Consider the following 25069-nt stretch of genomic DNA (forward strand, 5'->3'; position numbering starts at 1 on the left):
ATCGGGTCCCAGGGCCAATTCGCCAGCGCCACAAGGGGATCGATATCCGGTGTCATCCGCTCGCCGTCCGTTGCTGACCGCCACCGCCGCGGGCACCCTGCTGGGCGCCCTGTGGTTCGTCCCGTCCGCCAACGCGACCCAGGACACTGCGGCCAGAACAGAGACGACGACGCAGGTCACAGCCCAGGCGCGGGCCGCGTCCACGGCCACCGTGACGCACGCGACCACCGCGTCGACCGCGTCGACCGCGTCCGACGACGGCACCCGGCTCGCCGACACCGGAAGCTTCGACACCACCCCGTACGTGATCGGCGGTACCACGCTGCTCGCTCTGGGCGCCGGTTTCGTCGTCTATTCGGTACGCCGGGAACGTCTGGGTTTTTGAATTGGCTTGACTCTTCTTTGACAGACGTTTCATAGTCCGCCCATGAAGAGATCAACGGGGGCGCGGCTGTGCTCCACAGCCGCGATCGGCGCACTGTCACTCGCCCTGCTCACGGGCTGCTCGTCGGACGAGGGGTCGAAGAAGGACTCCGGGGACTCCAAGGGGGCCTCGTCCTCGTCGTCCTCGTCGTCCTCGTCGTCCGGCTCGGACGCGAAGGCGCTGACCTCGGCCGAGCTGGAGAAGCTGCTGCTCGCGCAGGGCGAGGTCAAGGGCTACAAGGTGGCCGACGGGGACGACACGCTCCCCAAGTCCAAGTCCGCGGTGAAGACCGACAAGGCGGCGTGCGACCCGCTGGCCTGGGCCACGGCCGCGCTCGCCCCGGGTGACACGGACGCGAACGCCGGCAACACCGTGTCGGCGGACAAGGCCTCGGACGCCCCGACCTCCCTGGACGACGTCAGCGAGGCCGACATCGAGGACGCGTTCGACATCACCCTGACGTTCGTGGGTCTGTCCTCGTACGACGGCGACGGTGCCCAGAAGGCCGTGAAGGCCGTCTCCGACGGCATCGCGGCCTGCTCCGGCGGGTACGGCCTGAAGGCCGACGGCGAGACCTCCAAGGTCACCAAGGTCGCCAAGGAGAAGGGCACCGGGGGCGGCGACGAGTCGGTGGCGTTCTCCGAGGACGTCGACATGGACGGCGAGGGCACGGCCACGTTCCACGCCGAGGTGATCCGCAAGGACAACACCGTGGCCACGTTCTACACGGTCAACTTCGCCGCGTTCGCCGACGGCGGCGACATGGGTCCGGTCCCGGCGGCCGTGGTCACGGCCCAGCTCGGCAAGCTCAAATAACCCACACGCCACACAGGGCCCTGCCGTCACTTCCGTACGGCAGGGCCCAACTGTGCTACCTCAGCGGTCCGGTGACGGTCTCCGCCGCCGCGAGCAGCCGTCCCTCGCGCACGAACGCGTCCGCCGCCGCGAGGTCGGGCGCCAGGAACCGGTCGGGACCGGGCCCCTCGACACCGGCCTTGCGTACGGCGTCGAGGACCGCGCGGGTCGCGGGCGCCGGGGTGAGACCCTCGCGCAGTTCGATGCCGCGCGTGGCCGCGTACAGCTCGACGGCGATGACGCGGGTGAGGTTGTCGACGGCCGTGCGCAGCTTGCGCGCCGCCGACCAGCCCATCGACACATGGTCCTCCTGCATCGCGGAGGACGGGATCGAGTCCGCCGAGGCCGGTACGGCGAGCCGCTTCAGCTCGGCGACCAGCGCGGCCTGCGTGTACTGGGCGATCATCAGCCCGGAGTCGACACCGGCGTCGTCGGCGAGGAACGGCGGCAGGCCGTGGCTGCGGTTCTTGTCCAGCAGCCGGTCGGTGCGCCGCTCGGCGATGGAGGCGAGGTCGGCGACGGCGATCGCGAGGAAGTCCAGGACGTAGGCCACCGGGGCGCCGTGGAAGTTGCCGTTGGACTCCACCCGCCCGTCGGGCAGCACCACGGGGTTGTCGACGGCCGAGGCCAGCTCCCGCTCGGCGACGAGCCGGGCGTGGGCCATCGTGTCGCGTCCGGCGCCGGCGACCTGCGGGGCGCAGCGCACCGAGTAGGCGTCCTGGACGCGGGGGGCGTCGTCCTGGTGGTGTCCGGTGAGCTCGGAGCCGGTGAGGACGGCGAGCATGTTGGCGGCGGAGTCGCCCTGGCCGGGGTGCGGGCGGATGGCGTGCAGCTCGGGCGCGAGGACCTTGTCGGTGCCGAGCAGCGCCTCCAGGCTGAGGGCGGCGGTGATGTCGGCGGACTTGTAGAGCCGGTCCAGGTCGGCGAGGGCCATGATCAGCATGCCGAGCATGCCGTCGGTGCCGTTGAGGAGGGCCAGGCCCTCCTTCTCGCGCAGTTCGACCGGGTCGATGCCGGCTTCGGCGAGCAGGTCGCCGGCGGGGCGTACGGTCCCGTCCGGGCCCTCGGCCTCGCCCTCTCCCATCAGCGTGAGGGCGCAGTGGGAGAGGGGGGCGAGGTCGCCGGAGCAGCCGAGGGAGCCGTACTCGTGGACGACGGGGGTGATGCCGGCGTTCAGGATGTCGGCCATGGTCTGCGCGACCTCGGGCCGTACGCCGGTGTGGCCGGAGCAGACGGTCTTCAGCCGCAGGAACATCAGCGCGCGGACGACCTCGCGCTCGACGCGCGGGCCCATGCCGGCGGCGTGCGAGCGGACGATGTTGCGCTGGAGCTGGGCGCGCAGTTCCTGGCTGATGTGCCGGGTGGCGAGGGCGCCGAACCCGGTGGAGACGCCGTAGACCGGGTCGGGCTTGGCCGCGAGCGCGTCCACGATCCCGCGGGCCGCGGCGAGGGCCGCGACCGCCTCCCCGGAGAGCTCGACGCGGGCGCCGCCGCGCGCCACGGCGAGTACGTCGGACGCGGTCACCCCGGACGTCCCCACCACCACAGTGTGCATATCCATATTCAGGAGCGTACGCAGTGAAGACGAAGATGTCACCAGTGGGTGTGCGGTTCACCCCTTACCGAATACGTCACAGTCGGGTCCGGGGTGCTCAGGGCCGGCCGCGGAAGCTGCGCCGCTCGGCCGCGGGCCGCTCCCGCGGCGGCTCGTCGGCCAGGCGTACGACGGGATCGTCGGGGCCCTCGCGGCCCGCGACCACCGGCCGGGCGGCCCGCACGGCCTTGGCACGGTACTGGGCGGCGTCCGCGAGCCGGAAGAGCCTGCGGGCGGTGCGCACCGGCCCGATGGGGTCGCCGGTGGAGGCGACCCCGCAGGCCACGCCCTCACCCAACTCCAGTTCCCCGGCCCGGCGGCACAGCTCGCCGGCCACCCGCACCACGTCGTCGGCGCTCGGCCCGGCCGCGAGCAGACAGAACTCGTCCCCGCCGAGCCGGGCGGCCAGCGCTTCCGGCAGCATGGCCCCGCACAGCGACAGCACCGACCCGAAGCGCTCCAGCAGCCGGTCCCCCACGGCGTGCCCCAGGGTGTCGTTGACCCGCTTCAGCCCGTTGAGGTCACAGACCACCAGACTCACCACGACCCCTCGCGCACGGTGCTGCTCGACCGCCTCCTCCAGGCGTACGTCGACGGCACGGCGGTTGGCGAGCCCGGTGAGGGCGTCGGTGAAGGCGAGACGACGGGCCTCCTCCAGCCGCTCGGTCTGGGCGAGCCCGGCGGCGACGACGGCCGCGAGGACCGTCGCGAAGTCGGCGTCGGCGCGGTCGAAGACGGGGGTGCCGGAGGAGCGGGCGACATACAGCTCGCCCCAGGCGCGCCCGTGCAGCACGATCGGCGCGACGACGCACGAGCCGCGGCCCCGGCGGCGCAGGGCGGCGACCCTCTGATGGCAGTACCCGGGCCGTCCCTCCGCCGCCCCCTCCGCCGTCTCCACCCAGGCGTTGGGCTCGCCCCCGGACGCCCAGCGCTCGTGCAGGAACTCGGTGATCTCGGGGAACTGGTGCACCGGGTAGGCCTCGACGTCGGGGAACTCCTCCTCGTCGGCGGCCCGGTCCCCCACGTTCACCAGGACGCGCAGCCGCCCCAGGTCCCGCTCCCACACCGACAGCGCGGCGAACCCGCCGGCCAGTGCCCGGCACGCCCCGAGCGCCGCCGCCCGCCACGACTCGCGGGGCGTGTGCGCGGCGGCCATCCCCTGCGCGAGCGCCACGACGGCCGCAAGGCGTCTGTCCTCACCCATTGCCCCAGGTTAGGGATATTTACTGTGAAATGGGCTACGAGTGGGCACTTGGAGTGACGGGGGACGGCGCCGCGGCCCGGGGCACGGCGGTCACTCCGCCGGCCACCGGGCCGCCCGCTTCTCGTTGAACGCGGCGACGCCCTCCGCCCGGTCCCCCGAGAACGCCGTGGTCCGCCAGGCGGCGTCCTCGACCTCCAGCCCCGCCCGCAGGTCCAGCCCGTGCCCCAGACGCAGCGCCCGCTTGGCGGCCCGCAGCCCCACCGGTGAGTTCGCCGCGATCCTCGCGGCCATGGCCAGCGCCTCCTCCCGGTCCCGGCCCTCCTCCACCAGCACATCCACCAGGCCCAGCTCCCGCGCCTCCCCGGCCTCCACCCGCCGCGCCGTGAAGATCAGCTCGGCGGCCCGCGCCGCCCCCACCCGGCGCGGCAGCAACTGTGTGCCGCCACCGCCCGGGATCACCCCCACCGACACCTCCGGCAGTCCCACCACGGCCGTGGGGTCGGCGACGATCACATCGCAGGCGAGGGCCAGCTCGTACCCCCCGCCCAGGGCGAACCCGTGCACCGCGGCGACCGTCGGTACCGGCAGCTCCAGCACCCCGGTGTACGCCGCGCGCGTGACCGGCCGCTGGCGCCGCAGGTCGTCGTCGGTGAAGGAGTTGCGCTCCTTGAGGTCGGCGCCGACGCAGAACGCCCGCTCGTGCGTCGAGGTGAGCACGACGACCCGTACGTCCCGGTCCTCCCCCAGCGCCGCGCACGCCCCGCCGAGGGACCGGGCCATCTCGGTGGACACGGCGTTCATGGCCTTGGGCCGGTCGAGCACCAGCTCCGCGACATGCCCCCCGTCCCCGTGCCGCCGCACCACCACGAACTCCCCGAACCGTTCCTCGCCCATGACATCCTCCAAGGCACCCAGTTAACGACGGTTAACACCGCGCACCGCCCGATCATCCCAGGCCCGCCCGCCGGAGGAAAGGGCCGACCCGGGCGACGGGAGCGGCAGCGGTTCCCCGGCGGGGCCCGTTCACACGCCCTCAGCGGGGGCGTCCACCCGTTCGAGTGACATCTCGCCCAAGTCGTCTCCGACCGCCCAGAGGAGCGCATAACGTGCGTCCGCCCCGGCGCAGTGGGGGCGCGACCGCAGCGGGAGGGAACGCGATGGCCGGCACACCGGTGGACGACACGCAGGTGGAGACCACTCGGCTCTGGGCGGCCCCGCGCGGCCGGCACCGCCGGCCCCGGCCCCGCAAGGTGCTGTTCGCCGCGGGCGGCCTCGCGCTGGCCGCGGGGATGCTGAGCCTGGTGAGGATGTCGTCCGGCCCGAGCGGGGTCACCGGCATCGGCACCGCGGAGGCGGAACCCCACCCGGAGCCCGTCACCGGCGCCGGCACCGCCACGGACCGTGCCGCAGGCGCCGGGGCCACCGTCGCGGCCACCCCGACCGCGCCCTCCGCGATGGGCGGCGCGAGCCCCGAGCCGGCCCCCGAGGCCAGCCTGGTCCCCGGCACCCCTGGCACGCCCACCCCGGCCGCCCTCACCCCGGGCGCCTCCTCCACCCCCGCCCCCGCACACACCCCGGCACCCGCACCGCCCCGCACCGCCGCGCCCCTGACCACACCCGCACCGCCGCCCCCGGCACCCCCGCCGACGACCGCCGCCTCCCCGGCCCCCGCCCCGCCACAGCCCGCCCAGACCCGGCAACCGGGCGTGTGCGTCCCCGTCGTAGGCCTGTGCGTGGACGCACTGAACATGCCGTCCACACGGTGACACCCCCAGGGCGCCAGGTCAGTCGCCCGGCTCCTGGCGGCGGCTGAGCAGCCAGGGCTCCACCACACCGAGGCCGCGCACCGGGCGCTGCCACATCGGCTGGAGCGCGAAGCGGTACTTCGGCGGCTCCTCGCCCTCCTTCTCCGCCGCCGCGGCCGCCTCGGCGGCCTCCGCCTCCGAGGCCGGCGCGTCCCCGGTGCGGATCAGCTCCTCGGCGAACGCGCTGTCCACGAGCACGGCGTCCCGCGGCGCTATCGACGTCAGCCGGGAGGCCAGGTTCACCGTCGTGCCGAAGACGTCGCCCATCCGGGTCGTGACCGTGCCGAACGCCATGCCGACCCGCAATTCGGGCATCGTCTCGTCGTTGCTCATCGTCTCGACCAGCAGCAGCGCGATGTCGGCGGCGGTGCCCGCGTCGTCCGCCGCGTACAGCACCTCGTCGCCGAGGGTCTTGATCAGCCGTCCGCCGCGGGCCGCCACCAGGTCGGCGGAGGTCGTCTCGAACGCCTCGACCAGCTCGCCGAGCTCCTCCTCCTCCATGCGGCGGGTCAGCCGGGTGAAGCCGACCAGATCGGCGAAGCAGACGGCGAGCCGCCGGTCCACCATCTCCTCGTCGTCCGCGGCCTGCACCACCCGCCCGGCGGACGCGGCGAGCTGCCGGCGCCAGACGTAGACCAGGAACTCCTCCAGCTCGGGCAGCAGCAGTTCGACGATGGGGTACGTGACCTCGGTACGGGTCATCCCCGGCTCGGGCGGCTCGGTCAGGCCCTCCAGGAAGGAGTCGATCTGCCACTCCGCCAACCGGGCGGTGGTCTGCCCCGTCGACCGCGCCACCTGCACCGCCATCGCCTCGCTGAGCAGCCCCGCCTCGACCAGACCGGCCAGCCGGCGCAGCGCCAGGACGTCGGCCTCGGTGAGCGCCTTGGCCTGCCCGATGTCGGCGAAGCCCATCGCCCGCCAGAAACGGGACGCCAGCTCCATGGAGACACCGGCGCTGCGGGCGGCCTGGAACGGGGTGTAGCGGCGCTCGGCGCCGAGGATGAGCTGTTCGAGGCGCAGCGCGAGCGGGTTGTCCTCGCCGGGATCGGCGGCGTGGGGGTCCACCCGGCGTTCCGCGCCCGCGCCGGAGCCCGTGTCGTCGACGGTCACGCCTGCTGCCCTTCCGATCTTCCGCGGTCAGGTATCGACCGGCCTCAACTGTACGGCAGTGTGCGGTAGCTCACGCCCGTGGAGCCGACGTTAAGTCCCGTACGGCTGTACGGCACCCGGCGTCCGCGCGGGCCCTGCCGCATTTCTCCTACGCGGGCCTCAAGTGCACGACGTCCCCCGCCCCCACCGGCTCCTGCACCCCGTCCCTCGTCGCGATCACCAGGCGGCCGTCGCCGTCCACGGCCACCGCCTCCCCCACCACGGAGCGGTCCCCCGGCAGCTCGGCCCGCACCTCACGCCCCAGCGTCGCGCAACCCGCCGCGTACGCCTCCTGGAGACCGCTCGCCGCCGGGTCGCCGCCGGCCGCGCGCCAGCGGCCGTACCACTCCTCCAGCGACCGCAGGACGGCCCGTAGCAGCGGGTCGCGGTCCGTGTTCACCGCGCCGGCCAGCGCCAGCGAACCCGCCTGCGGGACCGGCAGTTCGTCCGCGCGCAGGGTGACGTTGATGCCGACACCGACGACCACGCCGTCCTCCCCGGCCCGCTCGGCGAGAATCCCGCCCGCCTTGCGCTCCTCGCCCCCCACGGTCACCAGCAGGTCGTTGGGCCACTTGAGTGCCGTGTCCACGCCCGCCGCACGCGCCAGGCCGGTGGCGACGGCCACGCCGGTGAGCAGCGGCAGCCAGCCCCAGCGGGCGACGGGGACCTCGGCCGGCCGCAGCAGCACGGAGAGGAACAGGCCGGAACGCGCGGGTGCCGTCCACCGCCGGTCCAGGCGGCCGCGCCCGGAGGTCTGCTCCTCGGCGACGAGGACGGCCCCCTCGTCCGCGTCCCCCGCCACGGCACGGGCCACGAGGTCGGCGTTGGTGGACCCGGTGCGCTGGACGACCTCCAGGTCGCGGTACAGGCCCCCGTGGCCGCCGTCACGGACCAGCGCCCGGCGCAGGGAGGTGGCGTTGAGGGGCGGCCGGTCGAGGTCGGACCAGCGGCTGCCGTCGGCGTCTGAGGCATCTCGGGGCGTCATGCAAGCCACCCTAGGTGTGTGAAACGCCGCACTGCTGATTGGTGGGGGCACCACTACTCTACGGATGAGTAACCGTCCCCCCTTTTGAGCAGGCAGGGAGCCGCATCCCGATGTCCGAGCCGGAAGAGATCGACATCCACACCACCGCGGGCAAGCTCGCGGATCTTCAGCGCCGGATCGAGGAGGCGACGCACGCCGGCTCCGCACGCGCCGTGGAGAAGCAGCACGCCAAGGGCAAGCTGACGGCCCGTGAGCGCATCGAACTCCTCCTCGACGAGGGATCGTTCGTCGAGCTCGACGAGTTCACCCGGCACCGCTCCACTCACTTCGGCCTGGACAGGAACCGCCCGTACGGCGACGGTGTCGTGACCGGTTACGGCACGGTCGACGGCCGCCCGGTGGCCGTGTTCTCCCAGGACTTCACCGTCTTCGGCGGTGCGCTGGGCGAGGTGTACGGCCAGAAGATCGTCAAGGTGATGGACTTCGCGCTGAAGACGGGCTGCCCGGTCATCGGCATCAACGACTCCGGCGGCGCCCGCATCCAGGAGGGGGTGGCCTCCCTCGGGGCGTACGGCGAGATCTTCCGCCGCAACACGCACGCGTCCGGTGTCATCCCGCAGATCAGCCTGGTCGTCGGCCCCTGTGCGGGCGGGGCCGTGTACTCCCCGGCGATCACCGACTTCACGGTGATGGTCGACCAGACGTCCCACATGTTCATCACCGGTCCGGACGTCATCAAGACGGTCACCGGCGAGGACGTCGGCTTCGAGGAGCTGGGCGGGGCCAGGACCCACAACTCCGTGTCCGGCGTGGCCCACCACATGGCGGGTGACGAGAAGGACGCGATCGAGTACATCAAGCAGCTGCTGTCGTACCTGCCGTCCAACAACCTCTCCGAGGCCCCGGTCTTCCCCGAGGAGGCGGACCTCTCCGTCACCGACGAGGACCTGGAGCTGGACACCCTCGTCCCGGACAGCGCCAACCAGCCGTACGACATGCACACGGTGATCGAACACGTCCTGGACGACGCCGAGTTCTTCGAGACGCAGCCGCTGTTCGCGCCGAACATCCTCACCGGCTACGGCCGCGTCGAGGGTCACCCGGTCGGGATCGTCGCCAACCAGCCGATGCAGTTCGCCGGCTGCCTCGACATCAAGGCGTCCGAGAAGGCCGCCCGCTTCGTGCGCACCTGCGACGCCTTCAACATCCCGGTGCTCACCTTCGTCGACGTCCCCGGCTTCCTGCCCGGCGTCGACCAGGAGCACGACGGCATCATCCGCCGCGGCGCCAAGCTGATCTACGCCTACGCCGAGGCCACCGTCCCCCTCATCACGGTCATCACCCGCAAGGCCTTCGGCGGCGCGTACGACGTCATGGGCTCCAAGCACCTGGGCGCCGACCTCAACCTCGCCTGGCCGACCGCCCAGATCGCCGTCATGGGCGCCCAGGGCGCGGTCAACATCCTGCACCGTCGCACCATCGCCGAGGCGGCTGCGGCCGGGGAGGATCTGGAGGCCGTCCGCGCCCGGCTGATCCAGGAGTACGAGGACACCCTCCTCAACCCCTACGTCGCGGCCGAGCGCGGCTACGTCGACTCCGTGATCATGCCGTCTGACACCCGTCGCCACATCGTCCGCGGCCTGCGTCAACTGCGCACCAAGCGGGAATCCCTGCCCCCGAAGAAGCACGGCAACATCCCCCTCTAAGGAGCCGCTGTGACGATCAAGGTCGTACGGGGCAACCCGACCCCCGAGGAGCTGGCCGCCGCCCTGGCGGTGGTCAGAGCCCGCGCCGCGGCGGCAGCGGCCACGCCGCCCGGCGCGGAGGGCCCGAGGGACGCATGGTCCGACCCGTCCCGGATCGCGGCGCGGCGCACGCCTCAGCCGGGCCAGGCCGCGTGGGCGCGCACTTACTGGCCGGTGTGACCGGAGTTCCTTCAGGGGCGCGGGGAACCGCGCGCAGAGGGACAACTCACGGCACCGAAATAAGTACGCCTACTCAGGCCAACCCCCCGGGCAGGCCCCACGCTAGAGGCATGCTGTGGTCAGACCCGAAGAACGAGCCGCCCGAGGAACTCCGCGACATGCAGGAGACCCTGAGGCGGCTCGGCTTCTTCCTCGCCCTGGCCATGGTGGTCGCGATGATCGTGCTGGGCCTACGCTGACCGCATGCGCAGACTCGTCCTCGCCTCCCAGTCCCCCGCCCGGCTGAACCTCCTGCGGCAGGCCGGCCTCTCCCCCGAGGTCATCGTCAGCGGGGTCGACGAGGACGCGGTGACCGCCCCCACCCCCGCCGAACTGGCCCTCGCGCTCGCGGAGGCCAAGGCGAGCGTCGTGGCGGCGCGCCCGGACACCAAGGGCGCGCTGGTGATCGGCTGCGACTCCGTCCTCGACCTGGACGGCGAGGCGCTGGGCAAGCCCGCCGACGCCGCGGAGGCCACGGCCCGCTGGAAGGCGATGCGCGGCCGGGCCGGCACGCTCCAGACGGGCCACTGCGTCTACGACACCCTCAGCGGGCAGTACGCCTCCGCGACCGCCTCCACGGTGGTCCGCTTCGGCGAGCCGAGCGACGAGGAGATCGCGGCGTACGTCGCCTCGGGCGAGCCCCTCCATGTGGCGGGGGCGTTCACCCTGGACGGCCGCTCGGCCCCGTTCATCGACGGCATCGACGGCGACCACGGCAACGTCATCGGCATCAGCCTGCCGCTGGTCCGCAGACTGCTGGGCCGGCTGGGCGTCGGCATCACTGAGCTGTGGGCGCCGCCGGAGGCGTGACCGCCGAGCCGTCACCCTCCTCGCTCTCCTCGCGTCCCCCGCTCTCCTCCGCCGTACCGGCGTCCTCGGGCGCACCGCCGCCCGTGCCACCGTCCCCGGGGCCCTCGGCCGCGGGCCCCGGCTGGGCGTCGTACGTCATCAGGAGCAGGACGATCAGCCCGAGCACCACGACCATGAACGCGAACTGGGTCCGGCCGAGGAGCCCCCAGGCGAAGGCACCGAGCAGGCCGTGCGTCACGGCGGCGCTGATCAGCAGGATGCGGCCGAGGAGGGAGGGCGCCCGGTTGCGTACGGCCACCAGCAGGGCGACCACGCCGCAGGCGGCGAAGTAGAGGCCGAAGACGATCCCGCCGACCTTCGAGGACGTCGACATGACGTCCGGGTCGATCCCGGCCATGGACATGTTCTGGGAGTCGGCCATGATCCCCAGGGCCCAGTTCAGCAGAGCGATGCCGAACCCCTCCGCGAACAGCACCAGAGCCACGATCCCCGCCAGCGGTCTTCGCACCACCGGTCCCCACCCACTTTCGCCTTCGCTCGATCCGGAGTCGAGCAGGGTTTCAGTTACCCCAAGTACGTTCGAAACATCGTGAACGCTACTAACGGGTAAACCCGGGGACAAGGGTTCTGTGCGGGGCAAAGAATCGTTGGGCCATTCGTAGGGACTCCACAAAGAAACGGAGTGTGCCGCAGCACGCTCTCACAGAGACCTTGACCACACGAGAGGGCTAGGGTTGCCGGGTGGAGTGCTGCGTACGGCGGTACTACAAGGGATTTCGCGGTCGAGTGAGCCTGGCATCACGCTCCGTGTGGGCAAGCTCACCTTTGGGGACGGGTCGATGTGTCGTGTCGGCAGTCCCTAAACTCGGCTTGTTTCAAGGAGGGAGCCTCAATCGTGCGCAAGGTGCTCATCGCCAACCGTGGCGAAATCGCAGTCCGCGTGGCCCGGGCGTGCCGGGATGCCGGTATCGCCAGTGTGGCCGTGTATGCCGACCCGGACCGGGACGCTCTGCACGTGCGTGCCGCGGACGAGGCGTTCGCCCTGGGCGGTGACACCCCGGCGAGCAGTTACCTGGACATCGACAAGGTGTTGAACGCGGCCCGTGAGTCGGGAGCGGACGCCGTCCATCCGGGGTACGGCTTCCTCTCGGAGAACGCCGAGTTCGCGCAGGCGGTCCTGGACGCCGGTCTGATCTGGATCGGCCCGCCGCCGCAGGCCATCCGTGACCTGGGTGACAAGGTCGCCGCCCGGCACATCGCCCAGCGCGCCGGCGCCCCGCTGGTCGCGGGCACCCCCGACCCGGTGAGCGGCGCCGACGAGGTCGTGGCGTTCGCGCGGGAACACGGCCTGCCGATCGCGATCAAGGCCGCGTTCGGCGGTGGCGGCCGCGGTCTGAAGGTGGCCCGGACGCTGGAAGAGGTCCCCGAGCTGTACGAGTCGGCCGTCCGTGAGGCGGTCGCCGCGTTCGGGCGCGGTGAGTGCTTCGTGGAGCGCTACCTCGACAAGCCCCGTCACGTGGAGACCCAGTGCCTGGCGGACAGCCACGGCAACGTGGTCGTCGTCTCCACGCGCGACTGCTCGCTCCAGCGCCGCCACCAGAAGCTGGTGGAGGAGGCCCCGGCGCCTTTCCTCTCCGACGAGCAGGTCGCGGAGCTGTACTCCTCGTCCAAGGCGATCCTGAAGGAGGCCGGTTACGTCGGTGCCGGCACGGTGGAGTTCCTCGTCGGCCTGGACGGCACGATCTCCTTCCTGGAGGTCAACACCCGGCTCCAGGTGGAGCACCCGGTGACCGAGGAGGTCGCGGGCATCGACCTGGTGCGGGAGATGTTCCGGATCGCCGACGGCGAGGCCCTCGGTTACGACGACCCGCCGCTGCGCGGACATTCCTTCGAGTTCCGCATCAACGGCGAGGACCCCGGCCGCGGCTTCCTGCCGGCCCCCGGCACGGTCACCACGTTCAGCGCGCCCACCGGTCCGGGCGTGCGCCTGGACGCGGGCGTCGAGTCCGGCTCGGTCATCGGTCCGGCGTGGGACTCGCTGCTCGCGAAGCTGATCGTCACCGGCGCCACCCGTGAGCAGGCCCTTCAGCGGGCCGCCCGGGCACTGGAGGAGTTCCAGGTCGAGGGTATGGCCACCGCCATCCCGTTCCACCGCGCGGTGGTCACGGACCCGGCGTTCGCGCCCGAACTCACCGGCTCCGCCGAGCCGTTCACGGTCCACACCCGGTGGATCGAGACCGAGTTCGTCAATGAGATCAAGCCCTTCGCCGCCGCGGCCGACGCCGAGGCGGAGGAGGACGAGAAGGACCGCGAGACGATCGTCGTCGAGGTCGGCGGCAAGCGCCTGGAGGTCTCCCTCCCGGCCTCGCTCGGCATGACCCTGGCCCGCACCGGTCTCGCGGCCGGCGCCAAGCCCAAGCGCCGCGCCGCGAAGAAGTCCGGCCCGGTCGCCTCCGGCGACACCCTCGCCTCCCCGATGCAGGGCACCATCGTCAAGGTCGCCGTCGAGGAGGGCCAGGAGGTCAAGGAAGGCGACCTGGTCGTCGTCCTGGAGGCCATGAAGATGGAACAGCCCCTCAACGCCCACCGCTCCGGCACCGTCAAGGGCCTCGCGGCAGAGGTCGGCGCCTCCATCACCTCGGGCGCCCCGATCTGCGAGATCAAGGACTGAGGGCACTTTCACCACACCGGTTCCCCGCGCCCGCCTCAAAGGGGCGCGGGGAACTGCGCGATCAGCCACAACAAACCCGCACTCGCCCCACAAGGCACACCCCTACGGCGCCTGGGCAACGAAATGCCGGTGCTGCCTGAATCAGCGGCGGCGAAGATCCGCGACCCGGGCCCGCTCGCCACCGACAGGCGCGTCACCGAGAACCGCGGTCGCCCGCAGCCCCGGCACCTGACCCCGCCGCGGCGCAGGCAGCGGCACGTCCCGGCGCTGCGGCTGCGGTCGCGCCGGGACCGCCTCACCCCCCGGGTTCCCGGACGCCCCGGCCACGGCGATCTGCACCCCCTGGTCCGCGAGGGCCTGGAGCTCGGTGGCGGCGCGGTCGTCGTGCGCGGGCGGCTCGTCGGTCACCAGGCGGGTGATGAGGTCCGTCGGCACGGTCTGGAACATGGTGTCGGTGCCGAGCTTGGTGTGGTCGGCGAGGACGACGACCTCGGCGGCGGCCTGGACGAGCGCCCGGTCGACGGAGGCCGACAGCATGTTGGACGTGGACAGTCCGCGCTCGGCGGTCAGTCCGCTCCCGGAGAGGAAGGCTCTGGAGACGCGCAGCCCCTGGAGGGACTGTTCGGCCCCGCTGCCGACGAGGGCGTAGTTGGAACCGCGCAGGGTGCCCCCGGTCATGACGACCTCCACCCGGTTGGCGTGGGCCAGCGCCTGGGCCACCAGGAGGGAGTTGGTGACGACCGTGAGCCCGGGGACGCGGGCGAGCCGGCGGGCGAGTTCCTGGGTGGTCGTACCGGCTCCGACGACGATGGCCTCGCCCTCTTCGACGAAGCCCGCGGCGAGGTCCGCGATGGCGGTCTTTTCGGCGGTCGCGAGATGGGATTTCTGCGGAAAGCCGGATTCCCGCGTGAATCCGCCCGGCAATACCGCACCGCCGTGCCGGCGGTCGAGGAGTCCTTCTGCCTCCAGTGCGCGCACGTCCCGCCGTACGGTCACTTCGGAGGTCTGGACGACGCGGGCGAGCTCACGGAGCGACACGGCCCCGTTCGCTCGCACCATTTCGAGGATCAATTGGCGACGTTCTGCAGCGAACACGAAACTGACAGTAACGCGGGCGACCGTCTGCTTTCAGCTCTTTGCGCCGAATAGTAGAAGTTGTTCGCACAAGGGGACGGGGAGTGGTATAGGACCCCGCCCCGTCCCCTTTCCGGGCTTCTCAGAGCTCGCGTCGGGTGTGCAGCTGCCGGGCCACCTCGGCGATCGACCCCGAAAGGGACGGGTACACGGTGAACGCGTTCGCGATCTGTTCGACCGTCAGATTGTTGTCGACGGCGATCGAGATGGGGTGGATCAGTTCCGAGGCACGCGGGGCGACGACCACTCCGCCGACGACGATCCCGGTGCCCGGGCGGCAGAAGATCTTGACGAAGCCGTCGCGGATGCCCTGCATCTTGGCGCGCGGGTTGCGCAGCAGCGGCAGCTTGACGGCCCGGGCCTCGATCTTGCCGCCGTCGATGTCGGCCTGGGTGTAGCCGACGGTGGCGATCTCGGGGTCGGTGAAGACGTTCGACGAGACCGTCTTGAGGTTGAGCGGGGCCACCGCGTCGCCGAGGAAGTGGTACATGGCGATACGGCCCTGCATGGCGGCGACGGACGCCAGCGCGAAGACGCCGGTCACGTCACCGGCGGCGTACACGCCCGGCGCGGTGGTGCGGCTGACCCTGTCGGTCCAGATGTGCCCGGACTCGCGGACCTTGACGCCCGCCTCCTCCAGACCCAGCCCCTCGCTGTTGGGGATGGCGCCGACGGCCATCAGGCAGTGCGAGCCGGTGATGACCCGGCCGTCGGCGAGGGTGACCTCGACGCGGTCGCCGACCCGCTTCGCGGACTCGGCACGGGAGCGGGCCATCACGTTCATCCCGCGGCGCCGGAAGACGTCCTCCAGGACGGCGGCGGCGTCGGGGTCCTCGCCGGGCAGCACCCGGTCGCGGGACGAGACGAGGGTGACCTTGGAGCCGAGGGCCTGGTAGGCGCCGGCGAACTCGGCGCCGGTGACGCCGGAGCCGACCACGATGAGCTCCTCGGGCAGCTCGCCGAGGTCGTAGACCTGGGTCCAGTTCAGGATGCGCTCGCCGTCGGGCTGGGCGTCCGGCAGCTCGCGCGGGTGACCGCCGGTGGCGATCAGCACGGCGTCGGCGGTGAGGGCCTCCTCGGTGCCGTCGGCGGCGGTGACGACGACCTGGCGGGAGCCGTCGAGGGCCTGCATGCCCCGGAGCCGGCCCTTGCCGCGCAGCACCCGGGCGCCGGCCCGGGTGACGGAGGCGGTGATGTCGTGCGACTGGGCGAGCGCGAGCCGCTTCACCCGGCGGTTGACCTTGCCGAGGTCCACGCCGACCACCCGGGCCGCCTGCTCCAGCGGTGGGGTGTCGTCGGCGACGATGATGCCGAGTTCCTCGTACGACGAGTCGAAGGTCGTCATGACCTCGGCCGTAGCGATAAGGGTCTTCGACGGCACGCAGTCGGTCAGCACCGACGCCCCGCCCAGACCGTCGCTGTCGACGACGGTCACCTCCGCGCCGAGCTGCGCGGCCACCAGCGCCGCCTCATAGCCGCCGGGTCCGCCACCGATGATCACGATCCGAGTCACATGCCCCATTGTCCCGCACGGTCCGCGGTGCCCGCCGCCCGGGGCCGAACGGAGATACGCCTGTGACGCAAGTGACCCGCGCACCGGCTGCCGTACCCTCCTCCCATGTCGCTCTACGCCGCGTACGCCGGCAACCTCGACGCGCGGCTGATGACCCGCCGCGCCCCGCACTCGCCCCTGCGCGCGACGGGCTGGCTCAACGGCTGGCGGCTGACCTTCGGCGGGGAGCAGCTCGGCTGGGAGGGCGCGCTGGCGACCCTGGTCGAGGACCCGGAGGCACAGGTGTTCGTCGCGCTGTACGACATCGCGCCCATGGACGAGGAGTCACTGGACCGCTGGGAGGGCGTCGGCCTCGGCATCTACCGCCGGCTGCGGGTGCGGGTGCACACCCTGGACGGCCAGGCCTCGGCGTGGGTGTACGTGCTGAACGGGTACGAGGGCGGTCTGCCGTCGGCCCGCTACCTCGGGGAGGTCGCGGACGCCGCCGAGTCGGCGGGCGCACCCCACGACTACGTGATGGAGCTGCGGAAGCGTCCCTGCTGATCGATCCTGGAAGGCATGAGCGGGGCACGTCACGGTTACCAGGTCCAGTACACCGAGCACGCTGCGGCGGCGCGCGACCGCCTGGACGCACGGCAGCGCGCCAGGTTCGACAAGGGGGTCGCCGTCCTCACCCGGGACCCCTACCTGCCCGCGTCGCGCGCCGTGAGCGGCACGGGCGACGACCGCACGGTGCGGCTCACCGAGCACATGTTCGCGGAGTACATCGTCAGCCGGGGCCGGCTGCTGATCTTCGTGGTCGAGGTGTTCAGCGACGAGGACGTGCTGGTCCCGGAGGACTGACCGCCCCCCGAGGCGACGCCGCTGGTTGGAAACGACAAGACAACGATCCCTTTCCCGTGGGCTCTGTCATCTACGCGCGTAGGCAAGAACCGGCTACCCTCATCCGCGTGAACGCATCTCTTCTCCCGGACGACATCCAGGGCGACCCGCACGCCGCCGCCGACGCCGCCGCCTCGCGCCTGCGCGAACTGACCGGCGCCGAGACCCACGACGTCGCCCTCGTGATGGGCTCCGGCTGGGCCCCCGCCGTGGACGCCCTGGGCGCCCCCGACGCCGAGTTCCCGGTCACCGAGCTGCCCGGATTCCCAGCGCCCGCGGTCGAGGGCCACGGCGGCAAGATCCGCTCGTACCGCATCGGCGAGAAGCGTGCCCTGGTCTTCCTGGGCCGCACCCACTTCTACGAGGGCCGCGGGGTGGCCGCCGTCGCGCACGGCGTCCGTACGGCCGTCTCGGCGGGCTGCAAGACCGTCGTCCTGACCAACGGCTGCGGCGGTCTGCGCGAGGGCATGCGTCCCGGGCAGCCGGTCCTGATCAGCGACCACATCAACCTCACGGCGACCTCTCCGATCGTCGGCGCGAACTTCGTCGACCTCACCGATCTGTACTCGCCGCGGCTGCGCGCGCTGTGCAAGGAGATCGACGCCACGCTGGAGGAGGGTGTCTACGCCCAGTTCCCCGGCCCGCACTACGAGACGCCGGCGGAGATCCGGATGGCGCGGGTCATCGGCGCGGACCTGGTCGGCATGTCGACCGTCCTCGAGGCCATCGCGGCCCGCGAGGCCGGGGCCGAGGTGCTCGGCATCTCCCTGGTGACGAACCTCGCCGCGGGGATGACGGGTGAGCCCCTCAACCACGAGGAGGTCCTCCAGGCGGGCCGCGACAGCGCGACGCGCATGGGCGCCCTGCTGACCCAGGTGCTGGACCGCCTGTAACCGGCTTCCCTGGACGCGGCGAGACACCACACACGAGAGGCTGACCGACGTGCAAGACGACCTGACCACCCGTGCCCGGGCCTGGCTGGCCGAGGATCCCGACCCGGAGACCCGCGCCGAACTCGCGAAGCTCCTGGAGTCGGGGGACGTCACCGAACTGGCCGCCCGCTTCGGCGGAACGCTCCAGTTCGGCACGGCCGGTCTGCGCGGTGAGCTGGGCGCCGGGCCCCTGCGGATGAACAGGTCCGTCGTCATCCGGGCGGCCGCCGGTCTCGCCGCCTACCTCAAGAAGCACGGCCACACCGGCCGACTCGTCGTCATCGGCTACGACGCCCGCCACAAGTCCGCCGACTTCGCCCGCGACACGGCGGCCGTGATGACCGGCGCGGGACTGCGCGCCGCCGTGCTCCCCCGCCCCCTGCCGACCCCCGTCCTCGCGTACGCCATAAGGCACCTCGGCGCGGTCGCCGGGGTCGAGGTCACCGCCAGCCACAACCCGCCCCGCGACAACGGCTACAAGGTCTACCTGGGCGACGGCTCCCAGATCGTGCCGCCCGCCGACGCCGAGATCGCCGCCGAGATCGACGCCATCGCCTCGCTGGACGACGTCCCCCGCCCCGAAAGCGGCTGGGAGACCCTGGACGACTCGGTCCTGGACGCCTATCTGGCCCGTACGGACGCGGTGCTCGCCGAGGGCTCGGCGCGCACCGCCCGCACGGTGTACACGGCGATGCACGGCGTCGGCAAGGACGTCCTCCTCGCCGCGTTCGCCCGTGCCGGCTTCCCGCAGCCGGTGCTGGTCGCCGAGCAGGCCGAGCCCGACCCGGACTTCCCGACGGTGGCCTTCCCCAACCCGGAGGAGCCCGGCGCGATGGACCTCGCCTTCGCGCAGGCCCGCGCGACGGGCCCGGACCTGGTCGTCGCCAACGACCCGGACGCCGACCGCTGCGCCGTGGCCGTCCCCGACGGCGGCGACTGGCGGATGCTGCGCGGCGACGAGGTCGGCGCCCTGCTCGCCGCCCATCTGGTCCGGCGCGGCGCGCGCGGCACGTTCGCCGAGTCGATCGTCTCCTCCTCCCTCCTCGGCCGGATCGCCGAGAAGGCGGGGCTGCCGTACGAGGAGACCCTCACCGGCTTCAAGTGGATCGCCCGCGTCGAGGGCCTGCGCTACGGCTACGAGGAGGCCCTCGGCTACTGCGTGGACCCGGAGGGCGTGCGCGACAAGGACGGCATCACCGCCGCGCTGCTGATCACGGAGCTGGCCTCCGAGCTGAAGGAACAGGGCCGTACCCTGCTCGACCTGCTGGACGAGCTGGCCGTGGAGCACGGTCTGCACGCCACCGACCAGCTCTCGTTCCGGGTCGAGGACCTGTCCGTCATCGCCGACGCCATGCGCCGGCTGCGCGAGCGGCCCCCCGCGTCCCTCGCCGGGCTGCCCGTCACCCGTGCCGAGGACCTCACCCGGGGCACGGACCGGCTGCCGCCGACCGACGGTCTGCGCTACACCCTCGAAGGCGCCCGGGTGATCGTCCGGCCCAGCGGCACCGAGCCCAAGCTGAAGTGCTACCTGGAGGTGGTTCTCCCGGTGGCCGGCCTCGCCGCGCTGCCGGCCGCCCGCGCCGAGGCGGCCGAGGTCCTCGCCACGATCAAGCGGGAGCTGTCGGCGGCGGCCGGCCTCTGAGCCGCACCGGGCGCACCGGCCGCGCCGGGCCGCTCAGCCGAAGCGGCCGTTGACATAGTCCGCGGTGCGCGGGGGTCCTGCGGGCTGTGGAACATGGCGTGGGTCGGGCCGTGTTCCACGATCGCTCCGGGGGCGCCGGCCCCGGGCGGTGTGGCGCCGGCCCCGCACCGGAGGCCCGGCGCCACACGAGCGGCACCCCCTCAGGGCAGGAGCGGCACCGCCGCCACCCGCACCACCCCGATGACCACCCCGAGCGGCCACACCGCCCGCCCGCGCCGCCGTTCGTCCGCCGCCCCCGTCGGCCGCAGCGCCGGGGTCCCGCCACATCGCGGTGATCTCGGCGGCCGTCCGCCCGTAGCGGTGCAGCACCCCGAGCCGCCCCTCCAGCCAGGGCCGGCGGAACGCGTCCACCGCCCATTCGTCGGAGGACGCCCGGGTACCCACGATCCTCGGCTCGCTCCGGCGGCAGCGCACGGTCCGGATGTCGTCCCAGGCCAACAGCCGCGGGCCACGGAAGCCGGCGAGCCACAGCCCGTCGCGGTCGGCGGTGATACGCCGGCACAGCCGGCGCGGCAGCACCCGCGCCGCCAGCAGGCTCACCGCGACGCCGACGACGTAGTGCCGTATGCCGTGACCGCCCGTGAACCAGGTGGCGTACAGCACCAGCACCGCCATGCTGATCCAGTCCCCCCACCCGGCCCGCCACCGCCGCAGGGCGACGGGAGCCCCGTCCAGGCCCCGCTCGGCGGCCTCCTCGGCGCTCCGCCCCTGGGCCCGGTACCAGCGCTCCCGGGCCACCCTGCGCCGCGTCTCCCAGGCCCGGCGCCGGAGGTTCCACCCGGTGACCGGCCGCACCGGCCCGCTGCCCAGTTCCCCCACCGGCGGCTCATCGGCCTCCTCCGCGGCGGCGAGGACCACGGCCTCGGCCCCGTCCCAGGGCACCCCGTACAGCACGGCCTCCCGCAACGGCCCGACCCGCTCCTCGACCAGCCGGTCCAGCGACTCCTCGCCGTCCTCGCCGTCCTCGCCGTCCTCGTCCCCGGTGTCCCCGGTGTCCCCGGTGTCGTCCTCGTCGTCCTCGCCCGCCTCCTCGGTCGCCACCGTGAACCGGGGCCGCCCGCCCGCCGTGTCGTCGGCGGCGTACACCTCGATGTCGCCGTCCCGGCCCTCGCGCAGCAGCACGCTCCGCGTCGTTGTCGCGGGATGCGATTCCTCCCTGGCGTGAACGCCGGGGCCTCCTCGCAAGACACCAGGCGGCTGGAAGAACGGCCGGGGCACAACCCAGTCGCGAAAGACCTCACCGGCCCCGGCGGCTCACCCCATCGCCAGCAGGATCGCCAGCACCACGGCGCCGGCGGCGGCAGGGCCGAGGATCTCCCACGCCCAGCGCACGGTCACCTCGCCCTGCGCGCTCTCCGCGTTCTCGCGCCCTTCCCACAGGTTCCGCAGGTCGTCCATGACCTGGTCGGTCGAGGCCCGCACGGGCCCCTGCGGCACCGCCCGCGAGGAACCGCCGAAGCCACCGAGCCCGCTCCGGCCGCTCCCGCTCCCCGGAGTGCCCTGCGCCGCCGCCCGGGCCTCCCGCCGCGCCGCCGACTTACGGGCCCGCAGCGACACCGGGACCGCCCAGAGCTGGAACTTGGTCCCCGACTTGGCGACGACCTCGTTGGAGTACCCGGAGCGCAGCGCCGCGACCTGTCCCCAGGGCAGCACGACCACCCGGAACGGGTTGCGCACCCGCAGCCGGTCCTGGCCCGCGTACACGGCGGGCCGCAGGGTGAAGGCGACCACCAGCGGCACGACCAGGATGAGCATCGCGAGCGCCAGCCACGGCGTGCGCCCCTCGCCCGCGACGATCGCGTCGATGCCGAGCCAGCCGACGAGGGCCAGCAGCAGGGCGCCACTGGCGATACCGGCGGACGACCGGTGGACACGGTCGTCGGACTCGGGGGCCGGGGGCTGTGCGGAGGGCTGGTCTTCCGGGGTGGTCATGGGGCCGATTCTGCCGCACGCCTCCGGCGGTGGGCCGAGCCGCCCGCGCCCGTAGGGGTTTGCCGTCCGCGCGCGGGTGCGGGCCGTCCGTGGACCGGTCGCGCAGTTCCCGCGCACCTTGCCGGGCCGGACCACTCACCCGGTCCCTGCGGGATCCGTTCCCCGGGCTATACATCCGCTACGCGCGTAGATATGCTCGTCTGGTGACCATGCCCACCAATGCACCCACCGCAGCCCTCAAGGACGTGACCTCGTCCGGCAGCACGCTGCGCCGCTTCCTCCACGGGCTGCCCGGCGTCGACGCGGTCGGCCTGGAGGCGCGCGCCGCCTCGCTCGGCACCCGTTCCATCAAGACGACCGCGAAGGCGTACGCCATCGACCTCGCCATCTCGATGGTCGACCTGACGACGCTGGAAGGCGCGGACACCCCGGGCAAGGTCCGGGCGCTCGGCGCCAAGGCGGTCCGCCCCGACCCGACCGACCGCACCACGCCCACCACCGCAGCGGTCTGCGTCTACCCCGACATGGTGACCGTCGCCAAGGAGGCCGTCGCCGGCTCCGGCGTGAAGGTCGCCTCGGTCGCCACCGCGTTCCCGGCCGGCCGCGCGGCCCTCCCGGTCAAGCTGGCGGACGTGCGCGACGCGGTCGCCGCGGGCGCCGACGAGATCGACATGGTCATCGACCGCGGCGCGTTCCTCGCGGGGAACTACCTCAAGGTGTACGAGGAGATCGCCGCCGTCCGGGAGGCCTGCGGGGCGACCCGGCTGAAGGTCATCTTCGAGACGGGCGAGCTGTCGACGTACGACAACATCCGCCGGGCGAGCTGGCTCGGCATGCTGGCGGGCGCCGACTTCATCAAGACCTCCACCGGCAAGGTCGCCGTCAACGCCACCCCCGCCAACACCCTCCTCATGCTGGAGGCGGTGCGGGACTTCCGGGCGCAGACCGGGGTCCAGGTCGGTGTGAAGCCCGCCGGCGGCATCCGGACCAGCAAGGACGCCATCAAGTTCCTGGTCCTGGTGAACGAGACGGCCGGCCCGGACTGGCTGGACAACCACTGGTTCCGCTTCGGCGCCTCCTCCCTCCTGAACGACCTGCTGATGCAGCGTCAGAAGCTGGCCACCGGCCGCTACTCCGGCCCCGACTACGTGACGGTGGACTGATCACCATGGCTTCCGTATTCGCATACGCACCGGCGCCCGAGTCCCGCTCGGTCGTCGACATCGCCCCCTCCTACGGCCTGTTCATCGACGGCGAGTTCGTGGAGTCGGCCGACGGCAAGGTCTTCAAGACGGTGTCGCCGTCGTCGGAGGAGGTCCTCTCCGAGATCGCGCAGGCCGGCGCCGAGGACGTCGACCGCGCGGTGAAGGCCGCCCGCAAGGCGTTCGAGAAGTGGTCGGCGCTGCCCGGCTCGGAGCGGGCGAAGTACCTGTTCCGCATCGCCCGGATCATCCAGGAGCGCAGCCGTGAGCTGGCCGTCCTGGAGACCCTGGACAACGGCAAGCCGATCAAGGAGACGCGCGACGCCGACCTTCCGCTGGTCGCCGCGCACTTCTTCTACTACGCGGGCTGGGCCGACAAGCTCGGCCACGCCGGTTTCGGCGCTTCCCCGCGGCCGCTCGGCGTGGCGGGCCAGGTCATCCCGTGGAACTTCCCGCTGCTGATGCTCGCGTGGAAGATCGCCCCGGCGCTGGCGACCGGCAACACGGTCGTCCTGAAGCCCGCCGAGACCACCCCGCTCTCCGCCCTGTTCTTCGCGGACATCTGCCGCCAGGCGGGCCTGCCCAAGGGCGTCGTCAACATCCTGCCGGGTTACGGCGACACGGGCGCCGCGCTCGTCGCGCACCCGGACGTGAACAAGGTGGCCTTCACCGGCTCCACGGCCGTCGGCAAGGAGATCGCGAAGACGGTCGCGGGCACCCGCAAGAAGGTCACCCTGGAGCTGGGCGGCAAGGGCGCCAACATCGTCTTCGACGACGCCCCGATCGACCAGGCCGTCGAGGGCATCGTCAACGGCATCTTCTTCAACCAGGGCCAGGTCTGCTGCGCCGGATCCCGGCTCCTCGTCCAGGAGTCGATCCACGAGGAGCTGCTGGACTCGCTCAAGCGCCGTCTGTCCACGCTCCGTCTGGGCGACCCCCTGGACAAGAACACCGACATCGGCGCGATCAACTCCGAGGAGCAGCTCGCCCGGATCACCTCGCTGGTCGAGCGGGGCGAGGCGGAGGGCGCCGAACGCTGGTCCCCGGCCTGTGAACTCCCGGAGTCGGGCTACTGGTTCGCCCCGACGCTGTTCACCAACGTCACCCAGGCCCACACCGTCGCCCGCGACGAGATCTTCGGCCCGGTGCTGTCGGTCCTCACCTTCCGCACCCCGGACGAGGCCGTCGCCAAGGCGAACAACACGCCGTACGGCCTGTCGGCGGGCATCTGGACGGAGAAGGGCTCCCGCATCCTCGCGGTGGCGAACAGGCTCCGGGCCGGTGTCGTCTGGTCCAACACGTTCAACAAGTTCGATCCGACCTCGCCGTTCGGCGGCTACAAGGAGTCGGGCTTCGGCCGCGAGGGCGGTCGCCACGGCCTGGAGGCATACCTCGATGTCTGAGCGCACCAACGAGCGTCTGACTGTCTTCAAGACCTACAAGCTGTACGTCGGCGGGAAGTTCCCGCGTTCGGAGAGCGGCCGGGTGTACGAGGTGACGGACTCCAAGGGCAACTGGCTGGCGAACGCACCGCAGTCGTCCCGCAAGGACGCCCGTGACGCGGTGGTCGCCGCCCGCAAGGCCTTCGGCGGCTGGTCCGGCGCCACCGCCTACAACCGCGGCCAGATCCTCTACCGCGTCGCGGAGATGCTGGAGGGCCGCCGGGACCAGTTCGTGCGCGAGGTGGGCGAAGCCGAGGGGCTCGGCAAGTCCAAGGCGGCCGCCGTCGTGGACGCCACGATCGACCGCTGGGTCTGGTACGCGGGCTGGACCGACAAGATCGCCCAGGTCGTGGGCGGTGGAAACCCGGTCGCGGGACCGTACTTCAACCTCTCCTCCCCCGAGCCGACGGGCGTGGTCGCGGTCCTGGCCCCGCAGGAGTCGTCCTTCCTGGGCCTGGTCTCGGTGCTGGCCCCGGTGATCGCGACTGGCAACACGGCGGTCGTGATCGCGAGCGAGAACTCCCCGCTCCCGGCCCTCTCCCTCGGCGAGGTCCTGGCCACCTCCGACGTCCCCGGCGGTGTCGTCAACGTCCTCTCGGGCCGTACGGCGGAGATCGCGGCCCCGCTGGCCGCGCACCAGGACGTCAACGCGATCGACCTCGCGGGCGCGGACGAGGTCCTGGCGAAGGAACTGGAGATCGCGGCGGCCGACAACCTCAAGCGGGTCCTGCGTCCACAGCCTGTGGACGACTGGTCGGCGACTCCGGGCATCGACCGCATGACGGCCTTCCTGGAGACGAAGACGGTCTGGCACCCGACGGGATCGCTGGGCGCGTCGGGCTCGGCGTACTGACCGGCACCCCTCACCA

25 protein-coding genes are annotated in these 25069 nt (G+C 72.5%); 15 read left to right on the forward strand and 10 right to left on the reverse strand.

Annotated elements, in window-relative coordinates; all coding sequences use genetic code 11:
- Positions 1-49 precede the first annotated feature (49 nt).
- Together AQJ64_RS14110 and AQJ64_RS14115 are read left to right on the forward strand one after the other, a co-directional pair.
- A complete protein-coding gene (locus AQJ64_RS14110) occupies positions 50-385 on the forward strand; it encodes an LPXTG cell wall anchor domain-containing protein (RefSeq protein ID WP_206189838.1) in 336 nt (111 codons plus the stop codon).
- A 42-nt stretch (positions 386-427) separates the two neighbouring features.
- On the forward strand, positions 428-1240 hold the full coding sequence (locus tag AQJ64_RS14115; RefSeq protein WP_055637296.1) for a hypothetical protein: 813 nt from the start codon (positions 428-430) through the stop codon (positions 1238-1240).
- Positions 1241-1295: 55 nt separating this feature from the next.
- On the opposite strand, the gene hutH is transcribed toward AQJ64_RS14115, so the two are convergent.
- From hutH to AQJ64_RS14130, 3 genes are all read right to left on the reverse strand, one after another.
- Positions 1296-2834: a histidine ammonia-lyase gene (gene hutH / locus AQJ64_RS14120; protein ID WP_055637295.1), complete on the reverse strand. Its 1539-nt coding sequence runs from the start codon at positions 2832-2834 to the stop codon at positions 1296-1298.
- Between the two features lie 97 nt (positions 2835-2931).
- Complete coding sequence (locus tag AQJ64_RS14125) at positions 2932-4077, reverse strand: GGDEF domain-containing protein (protein ID WP_055637294.1); 1146 nt, start codon at positions 4075-4077, stop codon at positions 2932-2934.
- Positions 4078-4167: 90 nt separating this feature from the next.
- Positions 4168-4971: an enoyl-CoA hydratase/isomerase family protein gene (locus tag AQJ64_RS14130; RefSeq protein WP_059202672.1), complete on the reverse strand. Its 804-nt coding sequence runs from the start codon at positions 4969-4971 to the stop codon at positions 4168-4170.
- Between the two features lie 263 nt (positions 4972-5234).
- On the opposite strand from AQJ64_RS14130, the gene AQJ64_RS14135 reads away from it, so the two are divergent.
- Positions 5235-5843: a hypothetical protein gene (locus AQJ64_RS14135; RefSeq protein WP_059202673.1), complete on the forward strand. Its 609-nt coding sequence runs from the start codon at positions 5235-5237 to the stop codon at positions 5841-5843.
- 18 nt (positions 5844-5861) lie between these two features.
- Here the strand turns inward: AQJ64_RS14135 and AQJ64_RS14140 are convergent, their stop codons facing one another.
- Positions 5862-6992, reverse strand: a complete 1131-nt coding sequence (locus AQJ64_RS14140; protein ID WP_055634359.1) for an adenylate/guanylate cyclase domain-containing protein — start codon at positions 6990-6992, stop codon at positions 5862-5864.
- A gap of 148 nt (positions 6993-7140) precedes the next feature.
- Positions 7141-8016, reverse strand: coding sequence for a biotin--[acetyl-CoA-carboxylase] ligase (locus AQJ64_RS14145; protein ID WP_055634358.1), 876 nt, complete (start codon positions 8014-8016; stop codon positions 7141-7143).
- A gap of 110 nt (positions 8017-8126) precedes the next feature.
- Between AQJ64_RS14145 and AQJ64_RS14150 the strand changes: the two genes are divergently transcribed.
- The 4 genes from AQJ64_RS14150 (at position 8127) to AQJ64_RS14160 (ending at position 10790) form a co-directional block, all read left to right on the forward strand.
- Positions 8127-9722 (forward strand): acyl-CoA carboxylase subunit beta, encoded by a 1596-nt coding sequence (locus AQJ64_RS14150; RefSeq protein ID WP_055634357.1) that lies wholly within the window; start codon positions 8127-8129, stop codon positions 9720-9722.
- A 9-nt stretch (positions 9723-9731) separates the two neighbouring features.
- Positions 9732-9941, forward strand: a complete 210-nt coding sequence (locus AQJ64_RS14155) for an acyl-CoA carboxylase epsilon subunit (RefSeq protein ID WP_055634356.1) — start codon at positions 9732-9734, stop codon at positions 9939-9941.
- A 110-nt stretch (positions 9942-10051) separates the two neighbouring features.
- The gene (gene mmpB, locus AQJ64_RS51710) at positions 10052-10180 is read left to right on the forward strand and encodes a morphogenic membrane protein MmpB (RefSeq protein ID WP_099053973.1); all 129 of its coding nucleotides are present in this window, start codon (positions 10052-10054) and stop codon (positions 10178-10180) included.
- A 4-nt stretch (positions 10181-10184) separates the two neighbouring features.
- Complete coding sequence (locus AQJ64_RS14160) at positions 10185-10790, forward strand: Maf family protein (RefSeq protein WP_055634355.1); 606 nt, start codon at positions 10185-10187, stop codon at positions 10788-10790.
- Here the strand turns inward: AQJ64_RS14160 and AQJ64_RS14165 are convergent.
- A complete protein-coding gene (locus AQJ64_RS14165) occupies positions 10759-11301 on the reverse strand; it encodes a hypothetical protein (protein ID WP_055634354.1) in 543 nt (180 codons plus the stop codon). The two genes, AQJ64_RS14160 and AQJ64_RS14165, sit on opposite strands and share 32 nt — an antisense overlap.
- Before the next feature lie 384 nt (positions 11302-11685).
- On the opposite strand from AQJ64_RS14165, the gene AQJ64_RS14170 reads away from it, so the two are divergent.
- A complete protein-coding gene (locus tag AQJ64_RS14170; protein ID WP_055634353.1) occupies positions 11686-13461 on the forward strand; it encodes an acetyl/propionyl/methylcrotonyl-CoA carboxylase subunit alpha in 1776 nt (591 codons plus the stop codon).
- Between the two features lie 141 nt (positions 13462-13602).
- Here the strand turns inward: AQJ64_RS14170 and AQJ64_RS14175 are convergent, their stop codons facing one another.
- A complete protein-coding gene (locus tag AQJ64_RS14175; protein WP_079061648.1) occupies positions 13603-14556 on the reverse strand; it encodes a DeoR/GlpR family DNA-binding transcription regulator in 954 nt (317 codons plus the stop codon).
- A gap of 121 nt (positions 14557-14677) precedes the next feature.
- Positions 14678-16117, reverse strand: coding sequence for an NAD(P)H-quinone dehydrogenase (locus tag AQJ64_RS14180; protein WP_055634351.1), 1440 nt, complete (start codon positions 16115-16117; stop codon positions 14678-14680).
- Positions 16118-16213: 96 nt separating this feature from the next.
- Between AQJ64_RS14180 and AQJ64_RS14185 the strand changes: the two genes are divergently transcribed.
- The 4 genes from AQJ64_RS14185 (at position 16214) to AQJ64_RS14200 (ending at position 19564) form a co-directional block, all read left to right on the forward strand.
- Positions 16214-16651 (forward strand): gamma-glutamylcyclotransferase family protein, encoded by a 438-nt coding sequence (locus AQJ64_RS14185; RefSeq protein WP_055634350.1) that lies wholly within the window; start codon positions 16214-16216, stop codon positions 16649-16651.
- Positions 16652-16666: 15 nt separating this feature from the next.
- Complete coding sequence (locus AQJ64_RS14190; protein ID WP_055634349.1) at positions 16667-16951, forward strand: hypothetical protein; 285 nt, start codon at positions 16667-16669, stop codon at positions 16949-16951.
- A gap of 107 nt (positions 16952-17058) precedes the next feature.
- Positions 17059-17883 (forward strand): purine-nucleoside phosphorylase, encoded by an 825-nt coding sequence (locus tag AQJ64_RS14195; RefSeq protein ID WP_059202674.1) that lies wholly within the window; start codon positions 17059-17061, stop codon positions 17881-17883.
- Between the two features lie 49 nt (positions 17884-17932).
- Complete coding sequence (locus tag AQJ64_RS14200) at positions 17933-19564, forward strand: phospho-sugar mutase (protein WP_055634347.1); 1632 nt, start codon at positions 17933-17935, stop codon at positions 19562-19564.
- Between the two features lie 33 nt (positions 19565-19597).
- Here AQJ64_RS14200 and AQJ64_RS14205 read toward each other — a convergent pair whose 3' ends face one another.
- Positions 19598-20746 carry a hypothetical protein gene (locus tag AQJ64_RS14205; protein ID WP_055634346.1) on the reverse strand — a complete coding sequence of 383 codons (1149 nt, stop codon included), beginning with the start codon at positions 20744-20746 and terminating at the stop codon, positions 19598-19600.
- 132 nt (positions 20747-20878) lie between these two features.
- Positions 20879-21556: a PH domain-containing protein gene (locus AQJ64_RS14210; RefSeq protein WP_055634345.1), complete on the reverse strand. Its 678-nt coding sequence runs from the start codon at positions 21554-21556 to the stop codon at positions 20879-20881.
- Between the two features lie 209 nt (positions 21557-21765).
- Between AQJ64_RS14210 and deoC the strand changes: the two genes are divergently transcribed.
- From deoC to AQJ64_RS14225, 3 genes are read left to right on the forward strand one after another with little or no spacing between them, the layout of a single operon-like run.
- On the forward strand, positions 21766-22719 hold the full coding sequence (gene deoC / locus AQJ64_RS14215; protein WP_055634344.1) for a deoxyribose-phosphate aldolase: 954 nt from the start codon (positions 21766-21768) through the stop codon (positions 22717-22719).
- A gap of 5 nt (positions 22720-22724) precedes the next feature.
- A complete protein-coding gene (locus tag AQJ64_RS14220; protein WP_055634343.1) occupies positions 22725-24161 on the forward strand; it encodes an aldehyde dehydrogenase family protein in 1437 nt (478 codons plus the stop codon).
- A complete protein-coding gene (locus tag AQJ64_RS14225; RefSeq protein ID WP_055634342.1) occupies positions 24154-25053 on the forward strand; it encodes an aldehyde dehydrogenase family protein in 900 nt (299 codons plus the stop codon). The genes AQJ64_RS14220 and AQJ64_RS14225 overlap by 8 nt, the downstream gene beginning before the upstream one ends.
- The last annotated feature ends 16 nt before the right edge of the window (positions 25054-25069 follow it).

Source organism: Streptomyces griseoruber (assembly GCF_001514205.1).
GTDB classification, from domain to species: domain Bacteria; phylum Actinomycetota; class Actinomycetes; order Streptomycetales; family Streptomycetaceae; genus Streptomyces; species Streptomyces griseoruber.